Raw genomic sequence first — 26,272 nt, 5'->3', positions numbered from 1 at the left:
CCGGACTGCCCAGCACGACCGCGGCCTCGGCGCGAACCATGTCGGCCAGCGACGCCAGCTGCCGCGGTGCGTCCAATGAGGACAGTCGGGCCAGCACCGCCGCCGCCGGTTCCACGGCGCGGGGCACCGGTCCGGCCAGGTCCTGGAGCATCGCCGGCAGCTCACCGGATCGCGCCCGGGCCCGCAGCGACGGCACGTCCAACGCGACCGGAACAACGGTCGCTCGGCCGGAGCCCAGTGCCGCGTCGAACAGCCACATGCCCTGCGCCGGCTCGATCTGGTTCAGTCCGAACCGCGCCATTCGGCTCAGGTCCGCCGCGCTGACCGTGCCGGCCATCCCCCCGATCTCGCCCCACGGTCCCCAGCCCAGCGCGAGCGCGGGACGGCCCTGGGCCCGGCGGCGGGTCATCATCGCGTCGAGGAACGCGTTGGCGGCGGCGTAGTTGCCCTGCCCGGCGCCGCCGAGCACGCCCGAGACCGAGGAGAAGACGGCGAACACCGCCAGGTCGAGATCGCGGGTGAGCTCGTCCAGATGCGTGACGGCATCGACCTTGGGCTGGAACACCACATCGATTCGGCCGGGGTCGAGGGCCGTGATCATCGCGTCGTCGAGGAGCCCGGCGGTGTGGACGACCGCCGTAACCGGCGCGCTCTCCGTCAGCAAGCGGCGCACCTGCTCCCGGTCAGCGATGTCGCACTCGACCACCCGGACCCGCGCTCCGGCCGCCGCCAACTCGGCGCGGAGCTCGTCGGCGCCGACGGCATGGATCCCCCGCCGAGAAGCCAGAACGATGCTGCGAATCCCGTGTTCAGCCACCAGGTGCCGAGCCGTGAGCGCGCCGAGCGCACCCGTGCCACCCGTGATCACCACCGTCCCGGCGGGGTCGAGCTCGGTGGCCCGAACACCATGGTCGTCGACCGGAGTCAGCCTGGGGGCCAGCACTTTGCCGGCCCGCACCGCCACCTGCCACTCCCCGGCCGCGGTGATCGCCTCCGGGTCGGGGACCCGGCCTGGTTCGGCCAGGTCGGCCAGCAGGATCCGATCGGGATGCTCGGTCTGAGCCGACCGGACCAGGCCCCACACCGCCGCCGCCACCGGGTCGACGCGGGCAGCGTCCCCGATGTCGACCGCCCGGGTGGTGGTCACGAGCAGCCGGGAGTTCTCCCACCTCGGGGCCGTCAGGAAATCCTGGACGGTGTGGAGCACCTCGGCGGCGGCCGCGCGAGCGCGCTCCGGCTCTGGTCCGGCGCCCGTCTCGACCAGCAGGGCGACCCATGGCGGGGCCGTGGCCGTATCGGACACCGCAGCGATGTCGGCGACCTCGGACATGGTTGCCACGTCCGGAAGTGGTGTCCAGGTCAGTTCCAGCAGCGAACCGTCCCGTGCGGGAACGGGTTGGCTGACAACGGATCCCAGCGTCGCGACCGGTGTGCCGGAGGCGTCGGCCAGCACCACCGTGACACCGTCATCCGTTGCTGTGGCGCGAACCCGCACAGTTCGGCCGATGGCGCCGGAATGCATGGCGATGCCCGTCCACGCGGTCGGCACCTTGGCCTCGCCGGGATCGGTCAGCACCATGGAGGTCTGCACAGCCGCGTCGAGCAGCATCGGGTGGACGGCGAACCCGGTCGGGTCGATGTCGTCCGGAACCACGGCCTCGGCCAGCACTTCGCGTTCCACCCGCCACACCGCCTGCACGGCTTGGAAAGCGGGCCCCTGCTCGTAACCACGGTCCAGCAGCAGATCGTGGAACTCCGTGGTTTCAACCGGCTTCGCGTCGGCCGGTGGCCAATCGGACAGCGGCGTCGGCGCATCCGACTGGGCCACCAGCGTTCCCGAGGCATGGCGCGTCCACACCGTTCCCGAACGGGAGTGAATGCCGACGGACCGGGACCCGTCCGGCCCGGCTTCGGCCAGCACCACGTGCACCGGCAGGGACTCCGAGAGCGGCATCGGGGCCTCGACCGTGAAGTCGTTGAGCGTCGGCAACCCCGCCTGGCCACTGGCATAGATCGCCAGCTCCGCCAGCACCGCGTTCGACACCGTACCCGGCCGGGCGTGATCGGCGAGCCACGGCTGCGCCGAGGCGGACAGGCGTCCGGTGAGCACGATCCGGTCGGAGTCGGGGCTTTCCACGACCGCGGTCAGCACCGGATGTTCGGCGGCCTCCAGACCGGCCGCCGTCAGGTCGGCCGGCCCGCCGCCGGAGGTCAGCCAGTAGTGCCGGCGCTCGAACACCGAGGTCGGCACCGGCGCCAGCGGCCCGGTCGGCAGGATGGCGGTCCAGTCGATGTCGCCGCCGGCTTCGAACACCTTGGCGGCCGCCCGCAGTGCGGTGTCCACTTCGGACCGTTCGCGCCGGGTGAACGCCACCGCGTTCTGGTCCGCCGACATGGCGCGCACCAGCCCGGTCAGCACCCCGTCCGGCCCGAGCTCCAGGATCGTGGACAGCCGGTGGTCGGCCAGCGTGGTCACGGCGTCGGCGAACCGGACGGTGCGGCGAACCTGCCCCACCCAGTAGTCCGCGTCCAGGACCCGCACCTGCTCACCGGTCACGGTGGACACGATCGGGATCTCCGGCGGCCGGTAGGTGAACTTCTCGGCGACCGCCCGGAACTCGACCAGCATCGGATCCATCAATGCGGAGTGGAAGGCGTGGCTGACGGCCAGGGGCCGCGTCCGGCAGCCGGCCGCCGCCAGCTCGGCGCCGACCTCGCGCACCGCCTCGGCCCGGCCGGAGATCACCACTGCCTCGGGCCCGTTGACCGCGGCGAGGTCGACCCGCCCGGCGGCGACGGCACGGACCAGCTCCTCGTCGGCGGAGATCGCCAGCATCGCCCCGCCGGCCGGCAACTCCTGCATCAGCCGGCCGCGGGCGGCCACCAGTTCGGCCGCGTCCGGCAGCGACAACACCCCCGCGACATACGCGGCGGCCAGTTCCCCCACCGAATGGCCGGCGAGCACCTCCGGCCGCATCCCCCACGACTCCACCAGCCGGAACATGGCGACTTCGAGCGCGAACAGCCCGGCCTGCGTGCACACGGTCCGGTCCAGCAGATCCGCATGCTCGAAAACCACGTCCCTCAGCGGGGTCGGCCCGGCCAGGTGACGATCCAACTCCGCGTTGACCGCGTCGAACGCGGCCGCGAACACCGGGAACGCCTCGTACAGCTCGCGGCCCATCCCGGACCGCTGGGCACCTTGGCCGGTGAACAGCACGCCCACGGTCCCCCGGCCGTCCGACCGTCCAAACGCGACAGACCTCAGCTCACTCACCGCCGACTCCGGATCGCCCGCGACTACCACCGCACGGTGGTCCCAGCGGGCCCGCGTCGACGCCAGCGACCGCGCGACCGAGGCCAGATCGCAGTCGTCGTCGAGGAAATCGGCCAGCCGGGACACCTGCGCCGCCAGTGCCTGCTCGGTGCGGGCCGAGACCACCAACGGCAGCGGACCAGTGGCCCCGACCGGGGTGACAGCGGGCGATGTGTCTGCTTGCTCCAGGATCACGTGGGCGTTCGTGCCGGAGATGCCGAACGACGAGACCCCGGCCCGGCGGGGCCGGCCGCTGTCCGGCCAGTCCACGGACTCGGTGAGCAGCCGGATCGCGTCGGCGTCCCAGTCCACCTTGCTGGACGGCTCGCCGAGGTGCAACGACTTCGGCACGGTGCCGTGCCGCATGGCCAACACCATCTTGATCACGCCAGCTACCCCGGCGGCGGCCTGGGTGTGGCCGATGTTGGACTTCACCGACCCCAGCAGCAGCGGTCGGTCCCGCTGCTCGCCGTAGGTCGCGAGCAGGGCCTGCGCCTCGATGGGATCGCCCAGGGTCGTGCCGGTGCCGTGCCCCTCGACCACGTCCACATCGGACGGTCGAAGTCCGGCGTTGGCCAGCGCCTGGCGGATCACCGCCTGCTGGGCCGGACCGTTCGGCGCGGTCAGGCCGTTCGATGCCCCGTCCTGGTTCACCGCCGAACCCCTCAGCACGGCCAGGACTTCTCGGCCTTCGGCCAGCGCGTCGGACAACCGTTGCAGCACAACGACACCAACGCCCTCGGCCCATCCGGTGCCGTCCGCGCCCTCGGCGAAGGACTTGCACCGCCCGTCCGCCGACAGGCCCCGCTGACGCGAGAAGTCGACGAAGACATCGGGTGTCGACATGATCGCCGCGCCGCCGGCCAGCGCCATCGAGCATTCGCCCGATCGCAGGGATTGCGCCGCGAGGTGCATCGCCACCAGGGAAGATGAGCAGGCGGTGTCCACCGTGACCGCCGGCCCGCGCAGGCCCAGCACATAGGAGACCCGGCCGGTCGCCACACTGCCCGCGTTGCCGGTGCCGAGGAACCCGGCCACCCGCTGGTCGCGGGAACCGACGGCGTAGTCGTGGTACATCAGTCCGGTGAAGACGCCGACATCGCTGCCCCGCAACGAAGTGGGGTCGACGCCGGCCCGTTCCAAGGCCTCCCAGGAGGTTTCCAGCAGCAACCGCTGCTGTGGATCCATCGCCAACGCCTCACGCGGCGAGATCCCGAAGAACCCGGCGTCGAAAAGCCCGGCGTCGTGGAGGAAACCGCCGTGCCTGGTGTAGGACTTGCCGGGGACGCCGGGAGTCGGGTCGAACAGCTTGGCGACGTCCCAGCCCCGGTCGGTGGGGAACTCCGAGACGGCGTCCCGCCCCTCGGACAGCAGCTGCCAGAACTCCTCCGGGCTCGCCACGTCGCCTGGCAGCCGCAAGCCCATGCCCACAATGACGACGGGATCGTCGCCGACCTGCGCGCGCACCGCCGGTGCAGCCACCTCGGCAGTGCCTACGAGTTCACCGTGGAGAAACTCGGCCAGCGCTATCGGGGTCGGGTAGTCGAAGACCAGCGTGGCCGGCAGCCTCAGCCCCGTCGCGGTGGTCAGTCGGTTGCGCAGCTCCACGGACATCAGCGAGTCGAAACCGGCGTCACGGAAGGCATTCCCGGCCGGAATGTCGGTGGCGTCCTCGACGCCCAGGACGACCGCGGCCTCCGCCCGAACCAGCTCGGTCAGGCTCGCGACGTCCGTTGTGGACAGTGCGGGCTTCGCGCCCGAGGTCTGGGCGTTCCGCCGCACATGACCGGCGATCCCCCGCAGCACTGCCGGCAGTGTGCCGGCCCGGGCCTGCGCGTGGAGCGCCGGCACGTCGAGCAGCACCGGCACCAGGACAGCGCGAGTTGACGCCATTCCCGCATCGAAAAGCCGCAGGCCGGTCTCCGGCTCGATGTCCCGGACGCCGGCGCGGGCCATGCGCTGCCGGTCGGCCGAGGACAGATTCCGGGTCATACCACCGGTCGGCGCCCATGCGCCCCAGGCCAGCGACACCGCCGGTTGGCCGGCCGCGCGCCGCCGCGCGACCGCAGCGTCCAGGAACGCGTTGGCGGCGGCGTAGTTGCCCTGCCCGGAGCCGCCGAGCACGCCGGAGGCCGAGGAGAACACGACAAACGCGGCCAGATCGAGGTCCCTGGTCAGCTCGTCCAGGTGCGCCAACGCGTCAACCTTCGGCCGGAACACCGCGTCGAGCCGGTCGGCGTCCAGCGCGGTCAGCACCGCGTCGTCCACCACGCCGGCGGCGTGCACGACGGCGGTCAGCGGGGCGTCGTCGGGAATCGACGACAGCAACGACCGCAGTTGATCACGGTCGGCGACGTCGCACGCCACCACCCGCACCTCGGCGCCGTCGATCCGCACCGACGCACCACGGCGGGAGGCCAGCACCACATGGCGGATGCCGTGCTCGGCCACCAGATGACGGGCCACCAGCGTGCCCAACGCGCCGGCACCGCCGGTGATCAGCACCGTGCCGGCCGGGTTCAGCTCGGCCCGCCCGCTCACGGTGACCGGCGTCAGGCGTGGCACCCATGTCTTCCCTGTGCGCACGGCTATCTGCCATTCACCGGCGGCCACCGCCGCCTCGGCCAGAAGCGGCGCGTCCGTGCCGTCGGCCAGCACGATCCGGCCCGGGTGTTCGGTCTGGGCGCTCCGGACCAGCCCCCACACCGCCGCCGCGACCGGGTTGGCAATCTCCCCGTCGTTCACGGCGACGGCGTGCTCGGTGTGCACGATCAGCCGTGCCTCGGTCTGCCCCGGGTCCGTGACGAAGTCCCGCACCGCACGCAACACAGCGGCCACCGCCGCGCGCGCCCGGAGCGGTTCGGGCTCCGTGGGCGATCCCAGGTCGACCCGGACCACGGCCCACGGCTGCGGGCTCGGTTCGAGGTCCGGCCGGACCGTCCACTCCAGACCGAACATGGCCTCGCCCGGCCCGAGGTCGGTGGCGGCCGGCCGGGTTGTCAACGAGCCGACGGTGAACACCGGCTGCCCGGCGTGATCGGCCATGACCAGCGAAGTTCGGCCGTCCGATGAGGTCAGACGGACGCGCGCCGCGGTTGCCCCGTTGGCGTGCAGCACGACCTGGCTCCACGCGAACGGCAGTTCCTGGCGCTCGCGGTCGGCCAGCAGGGACATCGGATGCAGCGCCGCGTCCACCAACGCCGGGTGGATCGCGAAGCCGCTCGGATCGGCCGGTTCGGGCAGCACGACATCGGCGAACAGGTCACCGTCCCGCGTCCACGCCGCCCGCACTCCCCGAAACACCGGGCCGTAGTCGTAGCCCCGGTCGGCGAGCGCGTCGTAGAACCGGTCGAGCTCAACCGGCTCGGCCCCATCAGGGGGCCATTCCATCAGCGACGTCGGGTCGTCCATGGAGGCAGCGAGTTTGCCGGCGGCGTGGCGTGTCCACAGTGGCTCGCCTTCACGCCGTGAGTGGATCGCCACGTCTCGGCGTCCGGTCCGGTCCAACTCGCCGGCCACGACCTGGACCTGGAACACCGCCGACTCGGGCACCACCAGGGGCCGGTCGACGACCAGCTCGTCCAGCACGGGCAAGCCGAGCCGGTCGCCGGCCTGGATCGCCAGTTCGACCAGCGCGGCCCCGGCTACCAGCACCACACCGGAGATCACGTGGTCGGCCAGCCATGGCTGGAGGGCCAGCGAAACGCGGCCGGTCAGCGCCACGCCGCCGGTGTCGGGGTTCTCCACCACCGCGCCCAACAGCGGGTGGTTCGCGGCGGCCAGCCCCAGACCGGCAGCGTCGAGCGGCGATTGGGCGTCGAGCCAGTAGCGCTTGTGCTCGAAGACGGTGGTGGGCACTTGGCCCAGCGGTCCCGGCGGGATCACCACTGGCCAGTCCACCTCGCCGCCGTGCACGAACACCTGCCCCAGCGCGGTCAACGCACTGTCTACTTCGGACCGGTTCGCGCGGAGGAGGGACTGCCCGGGCAGAACGGGCTGGACCATGCCGGTCAGCACGCCGTCCGGCCCCAGCTCCAGCACCGTCGACAGTGGACGGCGGCCCATCGTGGCCACCGCGTCGGCGAACCTGACCGTGGCCCGGACCTGTCGCACCCAGTAGTCGGCTTCCAGCAGCTCGATCTGTTCCCCGGTCACGGTCGAGACGATCGGGATCTCCGGCGCCCGGTAGCTCAGACCTTCTGCCACCGAACGGAATTCCTCCAGCATCGGCTCCATCGACGCCGAGTGGAACGCGTGACTGACATTCAACGGCTTGGTCCGGACGCCGAGGGCCGCGAGTGCGGACGCCACCTCCGCCACCGCGTCATGACCACCGGAGATCACCACGGCCTCCGGTCCGTTGACCGCCGCGATGTCGACCCGACCTTGAGAGATGTCCCGGACTCGCTCCTCCGCCGCGGCGACAGCGACCATCGCGCCGCCCGGCAGGGCCTGCATCAGCCGTCCCCGCGCGGCCACCAACGCGGCGGCGTCCGGCAGCGACAGCACTCCCGCCACATGGGCGGCGCTCAACTCCCCCACCGAGTGGCCGGCCAACACCGCCGGGCGGACGCCCCACGACCGCACGAGGTCGAACATCGCCACCTCAAGGGCGAACAACCCGGCCTGGGTGTACCCGGTCTGGTCCAGCAAGTCCTCATGACGGCCGAAAACCACGTCACGGAGCGGAAACTCCAGCCACTGGTCCAGCTCCGCGCAGGCAGCGTCGAACGCATCGGCGAACACCGGGAACGCCTCGTACAGCTCGCGGCCCATCCCGGACCGCTGCGCGCCCTGCCCGGTGAACACGAAGCCCACGGCACCGCGACGCTCCGCCACACCGCCGGACGACACCGCACGCAACCCCGACACCGCCGACCGGACATCGTCCGCCACGACGACCGCGCGGTGTTCCCGCACCGCTCGGGCCGAGGTCAGCGCCCTGGCGACCGCGGCCAGATCACTCTCGGCCGTAAGGGAATCAGCCAGGCGCGCCGCCTGCGCGACCAGCGCGGACGCCGAACGGGCCGACACCAGCAACGGCACCGCCCGCGCGACCACGGCCGGCCGGTGCTCGCCGATGGGCCCCTGCTCCAGGATCACGTGGGCGTTCGTGCCCGACACACCGAACGCGGAGACGCCGGCCCGGCGCGGGCGGCCGCCCGCCGGCCATGCCGTCGGCTCGACCAGCAGCTGTGACGAGCCGGCGGCCCAGTCCACCTTGTCCGACGGGGCGTCCACGTGGAGGGTCTTCGGCAGCAGGCCGTGCCGCATCGCCAGCACCATCTTGATCACGCCGGCGACCCCGGCGGCGGCCTGGGTGTGCCCGATGTTCGACTTCACCGACCCCAACAACACCGGCGTCGCCCGATCCTGGCCGTAGGTGGCCAACAGAGCCTGGGCCTCGATCGGATCCCCGAGCGCGGTGCCGGTTCCGTGCGCCTCCACTGCGTCCACATCGGACGGTCGCAGGCCGGCATTGGCCAGTGCCCGCCGGATCACCTCCTGCTGGGCGGGGCCGTTCGGCGCGGTCAGGCCGTTGGACGCCCCGTCCTGGTTGACCGCCGAACCCTTCAGCACAGCCAAAACCTCACGGCCGTCCCGGAGCGCCTCCGATAGCCGTTGCAGGACAACGATCCCGACGCCCTCGGCCCACCCGGTGCCGTCGGCGGCACGGGAGAACGGCTTGCACCGGCCGTCGACCGACAAGCCGCGCTGACGGGAGAACTCCACGAAGGTCTGCGGTGTCGCCATCACCGTCACCCCGCCGGCCAGCGCGACGGTGCACTCACCCGAGCGCAGCGACTGGCCGGCCAGGTGCATGGCCACCAGCGACGACGAGCACGCGGTGTCCACCGTCACCGCCGGGCCCTTCACCCCGAGCACGTACGAAACCCGGCCCGCGGCGACGCTGCTCGCGTTGCCGGTGCCCAAGAAGCCTTGGACCTCGGGGGCGTGGACGCCGTTCGCATAGTTCTGCGCCGACAGGCCGGTGAAGACGCCGACGTCCTGCCCGCGCAGGGAATCCGGGTCGATGCCGGCCCGTTCCAGCGCTTCCCAGGAGACCTCCAACAGCAGTCGCTGCTGCGGATCCATCGCCAACGCCTCACGCGGCGAGATCCCGAAGAAGCCGGCGTCGAAACCGGCTACGTCGTCGAGGAAGCCACCGTGCCGCGTGTAGGTCCTGCCGGGCTTGTCCGGATCCGGGTCGTACAGCGCGGCCAGGTCCCAGCCGCGGTCGGCCGGAAACTCCGAGATCACGTCCCGACCGTCGACGAGCAGATCCCAGAACTCGGCCGGCGTGGTCACCCCACCGGGCAACCGCAGGCCCATTCCCACGATGACGACCGGATCGTCGTCAACGGGAGCACGCACGGCCGGCGCGGTCGGGCTGGCGGTGTCGTCGTGCAGGTACTCCGCCAGCGCGCGGGGATCCGGGTGGTCGAACACGACCGTGGCCGGCAGCTTCCGTCCGGTCAGAGTGCTCATGCGGTTGCGCAGTTCCACCGCCATCAGCGAATCCAGGCCGGCATCGCGGAAAGCCCGCTTCTCGCCGAGGCTTTCGCGATCGGTCAGGCCCAGCACGAGGGCGGCCTCGGTCCGCACCAGCTCCACCAGATCGTCCACGGACAGCGTCCGCGGCACCGCCGTGGCGGCGGCCGGGCCCACGAGATCCTTCAGCAGCGGAACAGTTTGCGCCTGTGGCGCGGTCAGGTCCAGCTCCATCGGCACGACCAGCGGCCGGCCGGCAGCCAGCGCCGCGTCCAGCAGCCGCATACCCTGCTCGGGCCCGATCTGGCCGACACCGGCCCGGGCCATCCGTCGGGTGTCGGCGTCGCTGAGGCTCCCGCTCATCCCGCCGACCGGGGCCCATAACCCCCAGGCCAACGACACACCCCGGCGGCCGGCGGCCCGACGGCGGTGGATCAGCGCGTCCATGAACGCGTTCGCGGCAGCGTAGTTTCCTTGCCCGGCACCACCGATCACGCCGGCGGCGGAGGAGAAGACGACGAGGTCGCAGTCTCGGGCCAGCTCGTCCAGATGGACCAACGCGTCGACCTTCGGCCGGAACACCGTGTCGACGTGCCGCGAATCCAACGCGGTGAAGACCGCGTCATCGAGCACGCCCGCGGTGTGCACGACTGCGGTCAGCGGCGCAACGGCGGCCAGCGTCGCCGCCAGTTGATCCCGGTCCGCGATATCGGCGGCCACGACCTGGACTCGCGCGCCCGCTTGCCGAAGTTCCCCACACAGTTGCTCGACGCCAGGCGAATCGGGGCCACGCCTGGAGGTCAGCACCAGGCTGCGGATGCCGTGCGCGGACACCAGATGCCTGGCGACCAGGGCCCCCAGCGCGCCGGTCCCGCCGGTGATCAGCACCGTGCCCTCGGTGTTCCACGTCCAAGGATCGCCGCCGGTGATCCGGGCCAGGCGCGGCACCCAGACCCGCCCGCCGCGCACGGCCAGCTGCGGCTCGCCCGGCACCCAGCCGGCACTGGCGCCATCGTGGTCGACGAGCAGAATCCGGTCCGGGTGCTCGGTTTGCGCGCTGCGCACCAGCCCCCAGACCGCAGCGGCGACGGGATCGACGGGATCATCGTTGACGGACACCGCGTGCCGGGTCATGACGATCAGCCGCGAGTCGTCCCACACCGGGTTGGTCAGGAAGGCCTGAACGACCTGGAGCACACGGCCGACTACCGCCCGGGCGCGTTCCGGTTCCGTCTCCGCCGAATCGGTCCCGACCGCCAGCCTGACCCTGGCCGGCACCGGATCCGAGGCCAGCGCGGCCAACTCTGCGACGGTGGCGACCACGGGCGCCGGTTCGTCGATCGCGGAGCCGTCGGGCAGCGGCTTCCAGTCCAGGCCGAACAGCGCGTCAGTGATCGGCTCCGCTGCCCCGACACCGGCGAAACCCTTGGCCGCCAACCAGAAGTGCTGTCGATGGAACACCGTGGTCGGCACCGGTGCGAGCGGGCCCGGCGACATCGTCGCCGCCCAGTTCACGTCGCCGCCGTTGGCGAAGACCGTGCCCATCGCCGTGAGCGCGGTGCGCACCTCGGGCTTGCCGCGCCGCGTGAACGCGACGGCCGAGTGGTCGCTCAGGATGGTCTGGACCGCGCCGGTGAGCACACCGTCCGGTCCGAGCTCAAGGATGGTCGACAGCGGTTCCCGAGCCATCCTGGCCACGGCGTCGGCGAACCGGACCGGACGGCGGGCCTGCTCGACCCAGTAGTCCGCGCCGAACGAGTCGATGACCTCGCCGGTCACCGTGGACACCACCGGGATTCGCGGGGCACGGTGGACGACCCGCCCGGCGATCGCGCGGAACTCGGCGAGCATCGGCTCCATCAGCGCCGAGTGGAAGGCGTGGCTCACCGCCAGCGGCCGGGTCCGATGTCCCTGGGCCGACAGCTCGCCGGCGACCTCGGCGACCGCCGGCGCGGCCCCGGAGATCACCACCGACTCGGGGCCGTTGACCGCCGCGATGTCGACCCGGCCGGCGGCGATGTCCCGGACCCGTTCCTCCGTCGCCGAGACTGCGACCATCGCGCCGCCGGACGGCAGCGCCTGCATAAGCCGGCCGCGGGCGGCAACCAACTCGGCCGCATCGGCCAGGGACAGCACCCCGGCGACATGGGCGGCGCTCAGCTCGCCCACCGAATGGCCGGCCAGCATTCCCGGGCGCAGCCCCCACGACTCCACCAGCCGGAACATAGCGACTTCGAGCGCGAACAGCCCGGCCTGCGTGTACACGGTCTGGTCCAGCAACTCAGGGTGCTCGAAGACAACGTCGCGGACCGGGTGCGCCACGTGCCCGGCCAGGCGCCGGTCCAGCTCGGCGCAGGCCGCGTCGAACGCCTCGGCGAACACCGGGAACGCCTCGTACAGCTCCCGGCCCATGCCCGCGCGCTGCGCGCCCTGACCGGTGAACACGACGGCGATCGCACCGTCCATTGCCGTGCCGGCGTGGACGTCGCGGAGCCCGGCCACCGCCGACGCCACGTCAGCGGCGACGACGATCGCGCGGTGTTCCCAGGTCGCCCGGGCCATCGCCAGCGATCGCGCGACCGCCGTGATGTCGGCCTCGGCGGTGAGGTGCTCGGCCAGGCGCGCCGCCTGCTCGGTCAGCGCCCCGGCCGACCGGGCAGACACCACCAGGGCCACCGTCTCCGGATCGGACTCTGTGCGGTCCGGCGGCGGAGCCTGCTCCAAGATCACGTGGGCGTTCGTGCCGGAGACACCGAACGCGGACACTCCGGCCCGGCGCGGACGACCGCCGTCCGGCCAGTCCACCGCCTCGGTCAACAGCCGCACGGCCCCGGCCGACCAGTCCACCTTGTCCGACGGCGCGTCGACGTGCAGGGTCCTGGGCGCGACCCCGTGCCGCATCGCCTGCACCATCTTGACGACCCCGGCGATCCCGGCGGCGGCCTGGGTGTGCCCGATGTTCGACTTCACCGATCCCAGCAGCAGGGGGCGTTCCCGATCCTGACCGTAGGCAGCCAGTAAGGCCTGGGCCTCGATCGGATCACCCAGCGCCGTTCCGGTGCCATGGGCCTCGACAACGTCCACATCGGACGGTCGCAGGCCGGCGTTGGCCAGCGCCTGCCGAATCACCGCCTGCTGCGCCGGACCGTTCGGCGCGGTCAGACCGTTGGACGCCCCGTCCTGGTTCACCGCCGAACCCTTCAGCACGGCCAACACCTCGCGGCCGTCCCGGAGCGCGTCCGACAACCGTTGCAGGACAAGGACGCCCGCGCCCTCGGCCCACGCGGTTCCGTCGGCCGCCTGAGCGAAGGCCTTGCACCGCCCGTCCGCCGCCAGACCCCGCTGCCGCGAGAACTCCACAAAGGTCTGCGGCGTGGCCATCACCGTGACCCCGCCGGCCAGCGCCATCGAACACTCACCGGAACGCAGCGCCTGCGCGGCAAGGTGCATTGCCACCAGCGACGAAGAACACGCCGTGTCCACGGTGATCGCGGGGCCGCGCACGCCCAGCACATAGGATACCCGGCCGGACAACACGCTGGTCGAGGCTCCGGTCAGCGCGTAGCCCTCGGTGTTGTCGTCGTCCGCGCCCCACCCGTAGCCCTGCATGGTGCCACCGGCGAAGACACCGACGTCCTTGCCTCGCAACGAGGTCGGGTCGATCCCGGCACGTTCGACGGCCTCCCACGCGGTTTCCAGCAGCAGGCGCTGTTGCGGATCCATCGCCAGCGCCTCACGCGGCGAGATCCCGAAGAACTCGGGGTCGAACCAGCCGGCCTCGTGCAGGAAACCGCCTTGACGGACAGAGGTTTTCCCGGACACGTCCGGGTCGGGGTCGTACAGGCCGTCGAGATCCCAGCCGCGGTCGACCGGGAACCCCGAGATCACGTCACGGCCGTCCGCGACCAGTGCCCAGAACTCCTCCGCGGTGGTGACGCCGCCGGGCAGCCGCAGGCCCATCCCCACGATCGCGATGGGCTCGTCACTCGCCCGCGTCGGTGTCGGCGCCGCCACCGTGGCAGCGCCGGTCAACTCGTCACGGAGGAACTCGGCCAGCGCCAAGGGGTTCGGGTGGTCGAACACGACCGTCGCCGGGAGCCGGAGCCCGGTGGCCCGACCCAACCGCTCGCGCAGTTCGAGCGAGGTCAGGGAATCGACACCGCCGGACCGGAAGTCCTGGGTGGGGGCGAGCCGCTGCCCCTTGGCCAGCGCCAGCACCTCGGCCGTCTGGGCCAGCACCAAGTCGGTCAGCGCCGACAACTGTCCGGCGGCGTCGAGCCCGGCGAGCGTGGCCCCCGTCCCGTTGCTCGCGGCCGGCTTGGGCGGCCCGGCGATGTCCCTCAGCATTGCCGGCAGGTGACCGTCGAACGCCAGTTCGCGCACGGCATTCAGGTCCAGGGCCATCGGCGCCAGCGATGCCCTCGGCGAGGCCAGGGCCGCGTCCAGCAACCGCATGCCGTGTTCGGTGTGCATCGGTCTGAGCCCGGAGCGGGCCAACCGCCGGGTGTCCGCGTCGCTGAGCTGCCCCGTCATGCCGGTGTCGGCGGCCCACAGTCCCCATGCCAGCGAGACCGCCGGGTAGCCGGCCGCCCGGCGGCGGGCCGCCACCGCGTCCAGGGCGGCGTTCGCGGCGGCGTAATTCCCCTGCCCAGCACCGCCGAACAGCCCTGACGCCGAGGAGAACAGCACGAATGCCGCGAGATCGAACCGACGGCTGAGCTCGTCCAGGTGCTCGGCAGCGGTGACCTTCGGCCGGTACACCGTCTCCAGGCGTTCCGGCGTGAGCGCGGTGACCACGGCGTCGTCCAACACACCCGCGGCATGCACGATCGCGGTCAACGGAGCGTCGGCCGGCACCGCGGCCAGTAGCGTCTCCAACTGCTCGCGATCGGCGACATCGCACGCGATCACCTGGACCCGAGCGCCTTCGGCTTGTAGCCGGTCCCGCAGCTCGACCGCGCCGTCGGCCGCCAAGCCGCGCCGGGAGGCCAGCATCAGGCTGCGGATGCCGTGCTGCGACACGACATGCCGCGCCACCTCCGCACCCAGGACGCCGGTGCCACCCGTGATCAGGACGGTCCCGGACGGGTCGAGCGGCCGCGCCTGCGGCTCACCGGGGACGGGGACCAGCCGTGGAACCAGCACGCGCCCGTCGCGCAGCGCGAGCTGCCACTCCCCCGTCGTATCCCCAGTCACACCGGGGTTGTCGACGTCAGCCAGCAGGAACCGGCCCGGGTGCTCGGTCTGGGCGCTGCGCACCAGGCCCCAGACCGCCGCCATCGCCGGATCCGGCACGTCGTCCGGCAACGCCGCCACCGCATTCCGGGTGGTCACCACCAACCGCGAGTCCTGCCAACGGTTTTCTGCGAGGAACGCCTGCACGACCTGGAGGACCGCCCGCGCACCAGCGGAATCGGGCACGCGCAACTCGACCCAGGGTGACGGGTCGAGCTGGGCCAACCCCTCCGCGTCATGGATCACCGGCAGAGGCTCGCCGGACGCGGCCAGAGTCGGCGCGTGCGTCCAGTCGAGGGCAAACATCCCGTCCACCGGCTGCGCCACCATCCGGCGCACCACCGACCCGACCGTGACGCCGGCCGCGTCGACCGCCACTTGCCGCCATTCCACGGGCGTGGCGGAATCCTCTGCGCCCACAGCGGTTTCAAGCAGCGCCGGGTGGACCGCGAAACCCTCCGGGTCGGTCTCGGCCGGTAGGACGATCTCCTTCGGGGCCGGCGCCGAGGTGACCGTGAGGGTCCCGGTGGCGTGCCGGGTCCACGTCCCGCCATCCGGCCGGGAATACACCGTCACCGCACGGGAGTCGTCGACCAGCACCTGGATTGCCAGCGAACCCCGCTCCGGCACGGCCAGCGGAGTCTCGACGATCAACTCGTCGAGCACCGGCGAGCCGACCCGCTGCCCACCGTAGAGGGCCAGGTCGACCAGCGCCGCGCTCGCCGCCACAGGTTGAGCGACCCAGGGGTGCCGGGACCGGGAGATTCGCCCGGACAGCACCACCCGGTCGGAGTCGGGCAGTTCCACCACCGAATCCAGCAGCGGATGCCCGGTCGAGGTGCGGGCCTTCAGCCAGTAGTGCCCGCGCTCGAAGACCGAGGTCGGCACGGCGGCTCGGGGACCGGGCGGGATGATCGCCGCCCAGTCGACCTCGCCGCCGTGGGCGAAGACCTCGCCCATCGCGGACAACGCGGTGATCACTTCGGGTCGGTCACGCCGGGTCAACGCCACCGCGTGCTGGTCACGGGCACGGATCAGCCCGGTCAGGACCCCGTCCGGCCCCAGTTCGAGCACGGTCGTCAACGGCGTCGCCCGCATGGTGGTGACCGCGTCGGCGAACCGCACCGGGCGGCGCACCTGCGTCACCCAGTAGTCGGCGTCGAGCGCCTCCACGAGCTTCCCGGTCACCGTGGACACGATCGGAATCTCCGGGGCCCGGTAGGTCAGCCCGGCGGCCACTTCCCGGAACTCCGCCAGCATCGGCTCCATGAGCGCCGAATGGAACGCGTGGCTCACCGCCAACGGCCTCGTGCGGACGCCGAGTTCGGTCAGCTCGGCCGCCACCTGGGCCACCGCGTCGCCGGCGCCGGAGATCACCACGGCCTCCGGTCCGTTCACCGCCGCGATGTCGACCCGGCCTTGGGCGATGTCCCTGACCCGGTCTTCCGTCGCGGTGACCGCGGCCATGGCCCCGCCCGCCGGCAGCGCCTGCATCAAGCGGCCCCGGGCCGCGACCAGTGCCGCCGCGTCCGCGAGGGTCAGCACCCCGGCGACGTGCGCGGCGCTCAGCTCACCCACCGAATGCCCGGCCAGGACTCGCGGCCGGATCCCCCACGACTCCACCAGCCGGAACATCGCGACCTCAAGGGCGAACAACCCGGCCTGCGCACAAACCGTCCGGTCCAGCAACTCCGGGCGTTCGAAAACCGCCTGCCGCACCGGGACAGGCCCGGTCAGGTGGCGGTCCAGCTCTGCGCATACGGTGTCGAACGCCTTGGCGTACACCGGAAACGCCGCATACAACTCGCGACCCATGCCCGCCCGTTGCGCGCCCTGGCCCGTGAACACCAGCGCCACGCCGCCTTCGGCCGCCGCGTGCTGCCCGCGCGCCGCACGCAGGCCGGACACCGCCGACTCCACGTCCTCGGCGACAACGACCGCGCGGTGTTCCCACACTGCCCGGCTGCTGGCCAACGATCGGGCCATCGCGCCCAGGTCACTCTCCGCGGTGAGGAAATCGGCCAGGCGAGCCGCCTGTGTGACGAGGGCGTCCGCCGATCGCGCGGACACCACCAGCGGGACCGGCCCCGCGTGCTCGACCGAGTCCACAATGGACTCGTCGACCTGCTCAATGATCACATGCGCGTTGGTCCCGGAGACTCCGAAGGCCGAGATCCCCGCGCGCCGAGGCTGATCGCCCGCCGGCCACACCGCCGGCTCCGTCAGCAGCCGCACGGCCCCGTCGGACCAGTTCACCCGATGCGACGGCGCGTCGACGTGCAGCGTCTTGGGCAGTACCCCGTGGCGCATCGCGAGCACCATCTTGATCACGCCGACGACGCCGGCGGCCGCCTGGGTGTGGCCGATGTTGGACTTGACCGAGCCCAGCAGCAACGGCCGGTCCCGGTTTTGCCCGTAGGCCGCGAGCAGGGCCTGCGCCTCGATCGGATCACCCAGGGTGGTGCCGGTGCCATGGGCCTCGACGACGTCCACTTCGGACGGTTCGAGGCCGGCGTTGGCCAGTGCCTGGCCGATCACCCGCTGCTGGGCGACACCGTTGGGCGCGGTCAAGCCGTTCGACGCGCCGTCCTGGTTCACCGCCGATCCCCGCAGCACGGCCAGAATCTCGCGCCCGTCCCGGCGCGCGTCCGAGAGCCGTTGCAGGACGACGACACCGACACCCTCGGCCCAGCCGGTGCCGTCCGCGGCATCGGCGAAGGACTTGCACCGGCCGTCCGCCGACAGGCCTCGCTGCCGCGAGAACTCCAGGAAGATGTCGGGCGTGGCCATCACGGTCACGCCGCTGGCCAGCGCCATCGAACACTCGCCGGCGCGCAGGGTCTGCGCGGCAAGGTGCAAGGCCACCAACGACGATGAGCACGCGGTGTCCACGGTGACAGCGGGACCCTGAACACCGAGGACGTAGGAGATCCGGCCGGACAAGACACTCGCGGAGGTGCCGGTCAGACGGTAACCCTCGACACCCTCGGGTTGCGCCGTCAGCCCGTAGGCCTGTCCGACGGCCCCGGTGAAGATGCCGATTTCCTGGCCCCGCAACGATGTCGGATTCACGCCCGCGCGTTCCAGCGCCTCCCAGGAGACCTCCAGCAGCAGCCGTTGCTGCGGGTCCATCGCCAGCGCCTCGCGTGGCGAGATCCCGAAGAACCCCGCGTCGAACCAGCCCGCGTCGTGCAGGAACCCGCCGTGGCGGGTGTAGGACCGGCCCAGCGCGGCGGGATCCGGATCGTAGAGCTCGTCGACGTCCCAGCCCCGGTCGGCCGGGAACTCCGAGATCGCGTCCCGTCCTTCGGCGACCAGGTCCCAGAACTCGTCCGGGGTCGTCACCCCGCCCGGCAGCCGCACGCCGATTCCGACGATCGCCACCGGATCGCCGTCGGCTTCGGCCCTCGTGGCGGGTGCGGGCGCAGCCGCGCCCCCGGTCACCTGCTCGTGCAGGAAAGCGCCCAGGGCCGCCGGGTTCGGGTGATCGAACACCACCGTCTGCGGGAACCTCTTGCCCAGTCTGGCGTTCAGCCGGTTGCGCAGCTCGACCGAGGTCAGCGAGTCCATTCCCGCGTCGCGGAAGGCTCGGGACAGCGGCAGGCTCCGTGGATCACCCAGGCCCAGCACCACAGCGGCCTCGGTCTGCACCAGACGAATCAAGGACTCCACAGTGGACACATCGGACGCGACCTCGGCGCGGGCCGCCCGGCCGATCGGGCCGGCGACCTCCCGCAGGATCGCGGGAACGCCACTCTCACGAGCGAGGGCCCGCAGTTGTGGGCGGTTGAGCACCACTGGCGCGATCAGCGCCCGTTCGGCGGCAAGGCTCGCGTCGAGCAACGCCATGCCGTGGTCCGGCTCGATTCGGCCGATCCCGGACCGGGCCATGCGGGCGGTGTCGACGCTGGTCAGATGCCCGGTCATGCCGCTGGCCGGCGCCCAGAGACCCCAGGCCAGCGAGACCGCGGAACGGCCGGCCGCCCGCCGACGCCGCACGACCGCGTCGGCAAAGGTGTTCGCGGCCGCGTAGTTGCCCTGCCCGGCCCCGCCGAGCACGCCGGATATCGACGAGAAGACCACAAACGCGGTCAGATCGGCGTCGCGGGTCAGCTCGTCCAGATGAATCAGCGCGTCGGCCTTGGGCCGCAAGACCGCGTCCAGCCGGTCGGCGTCCAAGGCGGTGAACACCGCGTCGTCCAGCACACCAGCCGCGTGGATCACCGCCGTCAACGGCGCATTGGCCGGCACCACCGACAGCAGCGACTCGACCTGGCCCCGTTCGGCGAGATCGCCGCCGACCACCTCGACCCGTGCCCCCGCGGCCTGGAGTTCGGCGACCAGCGCCCTCGCCGGCTCCGCCTCGATTCCACGCCGGGACGCGAGCACCAGGCTCCGCACGCCATGAGCCGACACCATGTGCCGGGCCACCAGCGCACCCAAGGTGCCGGTGCCGCCGGTGATCAGAACCGTGCCGGCCGGATCCAGCGCGGACTTCGCCGGCTCGGGCCTGGTGATCGGCACCAACCTCGGGACAAGGACTCGGTCGCCGCGCAGCGCGAGCTGCGGCTCACCCTCGACGCCCGGGAGATCGCCGCGGCCGTCGACGAGCACGATCCGGTCCGGGTTCTCGGTCTGGGCCGAGCGGATCAGGCCCCAGACGGCTGCCATCACCGGATCGACGACATCGTCGGGATCGACGGCGACGGCATGCTCGGTGGCGACCACGAGTCGCGAGTCGCCGGGCTGTTCGGCCAGGAACTCCTGCACAGCCCGCAGGACGTCACCGAGAACGCGCCGAGCGCGGCGGGCCTCCGGCTCCGTCGCACCGGGATCCACCCTCAGCAGCGTCCACGACGACGGCGGTCCCGCAGTGGCCGGCAGTTCTTTCCAGTCCACACCGAGGAGTTCGTCAGCAGGCTGGGTTGGGGCGGCTGTCCTGGCCATAGACCGTATCGAGAGAACCGGTTCCCCGGCGGTGTCCGCCAGCACGACCGCCACGCCTTCGGCTGTCGGGGCGACTCGGACCCGTACGGTCGTGGCCCCGGCGGCGTGCAGCGAAACTCCGGTCCACCGCGAGGGAATCTCGACGTCACCGTCCTCATCGAGCGCCAGGACGTGCGCGGCGGCATCCAGCAGGGCCGGGTGGATCGCAAACCCGGCCGTTTCGGGGGACACGCTGACTTCGGCGAACAGTTCCGCTCCACGCCGCCAGGCCGACCGGACGCCCTGGAACACCGGCCCGTAGCCGTAGCCGTTGTCGGCCAAGGTCTCGTACACGTCGTGGATGGGCACGGCCCCGATGGGCGGCCACTGCGTGAGCGACTCGCCCTTGTCTGCGTCTACCGTGAGCGTCCCGGCACCATTGCGATCCCAGCCGGATTCGCTGCCCTCGTGTCGCGAATGGACACTGACCGGCCGGCGGCCATCCGAATCGGCCGCGCCGACGACGACCCGGATCAGTACGCCCGACGGCGTGAGCCGCATGGGCGTTTCGAGCTCAAACCCATGCAGCGTCGGCAATCCGACTCGCGCGCCGGCCTGAAGCGCCAGCTCGACCAGGACCGTTCCGGCCACCACGTCGGGCGAGAGGTGATCGGTGAGCCAGGGATGCGACGTCGCGGACAGCCGCCCGGTCAGCACCAGCCCGCCCGACTCGGGGTTTTCCACCGCCGCGTCGAGGATCGGATGGTCGACGGTCGGGACGGCCGCGCCGGAAGCGACGGGCTCCAGCCAGTAGCGTTGGTGCTCGAACACCGTCGTCGGAGCCTGTGCCTTCGGCCCCGAGGGTAGCGCCGATTCCCAGTCGACAGCGACGCCCCGGACGTGCAACTCGGCGGCGGAACGCAGGAACCGCGCCTTGTCGCCCTCGTCCCGGCGGAGCGTCCCGCCCACCACGACCTCGTCGGCGAGCACGTCGCCGATCGCCGTCGTCAGCACCGGATGGGAACTGCACTCGACAAAGGCGCCGAAACCCTGCGCCGCCAACGCCGTCACCGCATCGGCGAAGCCGACTCGCTGACGAAGGTTGCGGTACCAGTATTCGGCGTCCACACCGTCGACCAGCCATCGACCGTCCACTGTGGAGTACCATGGGATGTTCCCAGCCACACAAGGGACATCACCCAGCGCCGCCAGCAACTGCGTGCGAATCGACTCGACCTGCGCCGTGTGCGAGGCGTAGTCCACGGGAATCATCCGGACCGGAACGTCCTGCCCCCGGTAGAAGCCTTCCAACTCCGCGAGCGCGGCCGGCTCGCCGGCGAGCACTACAGCGTTCGGGCCGTTCACCACGGCGACTTCCACCCCGGCACGGCCGTGAAGGTCACGCAGCGCCCGCTCCTCGCCGACCGCAACCGACAGCATGCCGCCGTGCCCGGTGAGTTCGGCGGCGATCAACTGGGCGCGGGTCACCACAATTCTTGCTGCGTCCACAAGGGACAGTGCCCCGGCTGCGCAGGCCGCGGCGATCTCCCCCTGTGAATGGCCCAGCACGGCATCCGGCCGCAGGCCGACCGATCGCCACAACGCGGCCAGTGACACCATCACCGCAAACGACACCGGCTGCACCACGTCCACCCGGTCCCACCACGCCGGGTCGTCGCTGCGCAGCACCGCGGCCAAGGACCAGTCCACGTGCGGCGCCAGGGCCCGCTCGCATTCGGCCATCCGTTCCGCGAACACCGGCTCGGACTCCCACAACTCCCGGCCCATGCCCGCCCACTGGGCCCCCTGCCCCGGAAACACCAGGACCGTCCTGCCCACGTCCTGTGCATCGGCGGCGATCACCCCGACCGCCGACCGCCCAGCGGCGAGGTGACGCAGGCCCGCGACCGCCGACTCACGATCGTCGGCGACGACCACCGCCCGATGCGGCCAGCGCGCCCGCGCCGACACCAGCGACCTCGCCACCCCGGCCAGTCCAGCCCCGGCGGCAAGGGCGTCATCCAGCTTCGACGCCTGCGCGCCGAGCGCGTGCGCGGAGCGGGCAGACACAACAAGCGGAATCGGGCCCGGATCGGCCGCCGAATCCACGGCCGGCGGGTCGCCCTGCTCCAGGATGACATGGGCATTCGTCCCGGAGACGCCGAACGAGGACACCGCGGCCCGGCGCGGACCCGGCGTGTCCGGCCAGTCGGTCTTCTCGGTCAGCAGCGTGACGTTGCCGGCGGACCACTCGACCCGGCTCGACGGCCGGTCGACGTGCAGGGTCGCCGGCGCGACCCCGTGCCGCATGGCCAGCACCATCTTGATCACGCCGGCGATGCCCGCGGCGGCCTGGGTGTGGCCGATGTTGGACTTCACCGACCCGAGCAGCAGCGGCCGCTCCCGGTCCTGGCCGTAGGTCGCGAGCAACGCCTCGGCCTCGATCGGATCGCCCAGCCGGGTGCCGGTGCCGTGCGCCTCCACAACGTCCACATCGGACGGTGCCAGTCCGGCGCCGGCCAGCGCCTGGCGGATCACGTCCCGTTGGGCGACGCCGTTGGGCGCGGTCAGCCCGTTCGACGCGCCGTCCTGGTTGACCGCCGATCCCCGCAGCACAGCCAAGATCTCGCGCCCGTCTCGGCGAGCGTCGGACAGCCGTTGCAGCACAACGACTCCGACACCTTCGGCCCAACCGGTTCCGTCCGCCGCATCGGCGAACGGCTTGCACCGGCCGTCCGCGGACAGGCCGCCCTGCTTGGCGAACTCCAGGAAGATGCCCGGCGTCGCCAGGACCGTCGCGCCGCCGGCGAGCGCGGTCGTGCACTCGCCGTTCCGCAGGGCCTGGGCGGCCATGTGCAACGCCACCAGCGAGCCCGAACACGCCGTGTCCACGGTCACCGCGGGCCCCTGGAGGCCCAGCACGTAGGAAATCCGGCCGGACAGCACACTCGACGAGGTGCCGGTCAGGGTGTAGCCCTCGGTGTCGCCGGTGCTCTCGTGCATGCGCGGGCCGTAGTCCTGCCCCATCGCGCCGACGTACACGCCGGTCCGGCTGCCGCGCAGCGAGGTCGGGTCCATCCCGGCCCGTTCGAGCGCCTCCCACGTCGTCTCCAGCAGCAGCCGCTGCTGCGGATCCATGGTGAGGGCCTCACGCGGCGAGATCCGGAAGAACCCGGCGTCGAAACCGGCCGGATCGGCCAGAAAGCCCCCGCCACGGCCGGTCGCGAGCACGGCCGCGTCCCAACCGCGATCGGCCGGCATGGGCGATATCGCGTCGACATCGTTGTCGACAACCGACCAGAACGCCTCCGGCGAGTCGATGCCGCCCGGATACCGGCACCCGATCCCCACGATGGCGATCGGCTCGTCCACGGCGGCGACCACAACCGGGGCGGCCGACTCGCCCGCCGTGAGGAACTCGACCAGCCGCGCCGGCGACGGGTGGTCGAACAGCGTGCTGCTGCTGATCCGCCGGCCGGTGCGGGAGTCCAGCCGCTCGGCCAGCTCCACCAGCATCGCCGAGTCGAACCCCAGTTGCCGGAACGGCGCGGTGAGCTCGACCAGCCCCACGTCGGCAAACCCGAGCACCGCCGCGCATTCCTGCGCCACCGCCACCCGCAACCCCCGCGAGTCCCGCTCATGGACAGACCGAATGTCAGTCTCAGGCATAGGCACGAGGCTGACATTCGGTCTGGTGGAGAGCGCGACTCGCGGGGGTTCGGAGGTGGGCCAGAAGGGGTCGCGTTGGAAGGGGTAGGTCGGGAGGGGGACACGATTGCCGGGGAACAACGAGGCCCACGGCACCTCGACGCCCTGGGTGTGCAGCTGAGCCAGCGAGCCCAGCATCCGGATCAGGGTCCCGTCGCCCCGCCGCAGCGTCGGGACGACGACCGCGTCACCCTCGGTCTCCAATGCGCAGTCGCGAATACTGCCCACCAGCACCGGATGCGGGCTGACCTCGACGAAGACCGAGAACCCCGCCTCGCGCAGCTGCCGCATCGCCCCGTGGAAGTTCACCGGCTCGCGCAGATTGCGGTACCAGTAGTCGCCGTCGAGCGGGGCGGTGTCCAGCCGCTGCCCGGTCACCGTGGAATAGAACGGAATCGGCGAGCCGACCGGCCGGATCGACGCCAGCGTCTCCCGCAGCTCCCGCTCGATCCGTTCCACCACAACCGAATGCGACGCGTAGTCGATCGCGACCCGGCCCAGCTGGGTCTCGCCGCCCCACTCGGCCACCAGTTCCGCCAGCGCGTCCTCCGGCCCACTGACGACGGTCGTCGACGGTCCGTTGGCCACGGCCACGGTCAGCCGGCCCTGCCACCGGATCAGCCGCTCCCGCACCACATCGACGGGCAGCCCGACGGACACCATGCCGCCGTCGCCGGACAGTTCCCGGGTGATCAGCTGCGCCCGCAGGGCGACCACCCGTGCACCGTCCTCAAGCGACAGTGCGCCCGCGACGCAGGCAGCGACGAGTTCTCCCTGCGAGTGGCCGACCACCGCCGCGGGTTCGATGCCATAGGACCGCCACAACGCGGCCAATGAGATCATCACGGCCCACAGCACGGGCTGAACCACGTCCGCCCGGTCCCAGGAAGGCGTCCCGGGCCGGCCCCGCACGACGTCGAGCAGCGACCAGTCCTGGAACGGGGCCAACGCCTCCGCACAGGCCAGCATCGACTCGGCGAAGACCGGCGCCGTGTCCAGCAGCTCCACGGCCATCCCGACCCACTGCGAGCCCTGGCCCGGGAAGACGAAAACCGCACCACCAACGTCCTTCGACGCCGTCCCCCACGTCACCATCGGAGCCGGCCGGCCGTCAGCCAGCGCCTGCACGCCGGCCAGCAGCTGCTCCGCATCCGCGCCCAGCACTACGGCTCGATGCGACAGCGTGGCCCGAGTGCCGGCCAACGACGCAGCGACGTCACCCGCCCTCAGGTCGGGGCGATTCCGCAAGTGCGCCACCAGGTTCGCGGCCTGCTCACGCAAGGCGGCGTCACCATGGCCGGACAGCGGCCAGGCCAGGACGGCTGGATCTGCGCTCGGCGTGGCCGCCGGCGTCTCGGGCGCGGACTCGACGATCACGTGACAGTTGGCGCCGCCCATGCCGAACGACGACACGCCCGCCAGCACCGGGCCGTCCGGCAGCGGCGTCGGCTCCGACACCACGGCCAGCTGCCACTCGTCGAAACGGATCTCCGGGTTGGGCTTCGTGTAGTTCAGGCTGGGCGGCAGGACGCGGTGACCGACCGCGAGCAAAGCCTTGAGCAGGCCGACAATCCCGGCCGCGCCCTCCAGGTGCCCGACGTTGGTCTTGGCCGAGCCGACCAGCAGCGGCCGTGTCGTTCGGGACGCGCCATAGACCGCTCCCAGGGCAGCGGCCTCGATCGGGTCACCGACCCGCGTCCCGGTGCCGTGCAGTTCCACGTAGCCGACCTCAGCCGGATCGACCCCAGCCCGGGCACACGCCGCCCGTAGCACCTCTTGCTGCGCCCGTGAGCTCGGCACCGTCAACTGCTCGGCCGGGCCGTCATTGTTGGTCGCACTGCCCCGGATGACGCCGTAGATGCGGTCGCCGTCGGCAAGAGCCTGGGACATCGCCTTCAGGACGACAACTCCGCCGCCCTCACCGCGGACGTAGCCGTTGGCCCGTGCGTCGAAGGTGAAACACCGGCCGTCCGGCGACAGCGCACCGAACTCCGCGACCGCCGCGGCCGTCTCGGCGGCGAGATTGAGCTGAACGCCGCCGGCCAGCGCCATCGACGACTCACCCGACCGAATACTCGAACACGCGAGATGCACCGCGACCAGCGCCGAAGACTGGCCCGTGTCCACCGACATGCTCGGCCCCGACAGACCCAACACGTGGGACAGGCGGTTCGCCAGCATGCTCCGGTTCGTCCCGGTCAGGGTGTGGTGCCCCACCGCTCCCGTCCGGCGCGCGATCACCGCGTAGTCGTCGGTCGTGGCCCCGACGAACACGCCGATTCCGCCGCCGCGCAGCGAGTCCGGCGCGATCGCGGCGTCCTCGAACGCCTCCCAGCCCAGTTCGAGCAGCAACCGCTGCTGCGGGTCCATCTCCCGGGCCTCGCGGGGCGAGACGCCGAACAGGCCGGCGTCGAAGCCGGCGACGTCGGACAGGTAGCCGCCCCGGTCCGGCCCCTCACGCCCGTCCGGCCGAGGTCCGATCGCCTCGACACCGTCGCGCAGCAGCCGCCAGAACTGCGTGGTGTCGCGCGCACCGGGCAGGCGGCACGACATCCCGATCACCGCGATGGGCTCCGCGGTCGGGTTCTCCCGCAT

Annotated in this window: 1 protein-coding gene (cut by a window edge); it reads right to left on the bottom strand. The window is 72.0% G+C overall.

The features are described from left to right. Positions 1–26,272, bottom strand: partial view of an SDR family NAD(P)-dependent oxidoreductase gene (locus tag ACIG5F_RS19875; protein WP_396519364.1) — the 5' portion only. It extends 278 nt beyond the left edge of the window; the window shows 26,272 of its 26,550 coding nt (coding positions 1–26,272); the start codon lies at positions 26,270–26,272; its stop codon lies beyond the left edge, outside the window.

The organism is Kutzneria sp. NPDC052558 (genome assembly GCF_044547355.1).
Lineage (GTDB): Bacteria > Actinomycetota > Actinomycetes > Mycobacteriales > Pseudonocardiaceae > Kutzneria.
Note: the sequence above shows the minus strand (reverse complement) of the source record. Positions and strands in the feature narration are given on the sequence as shown.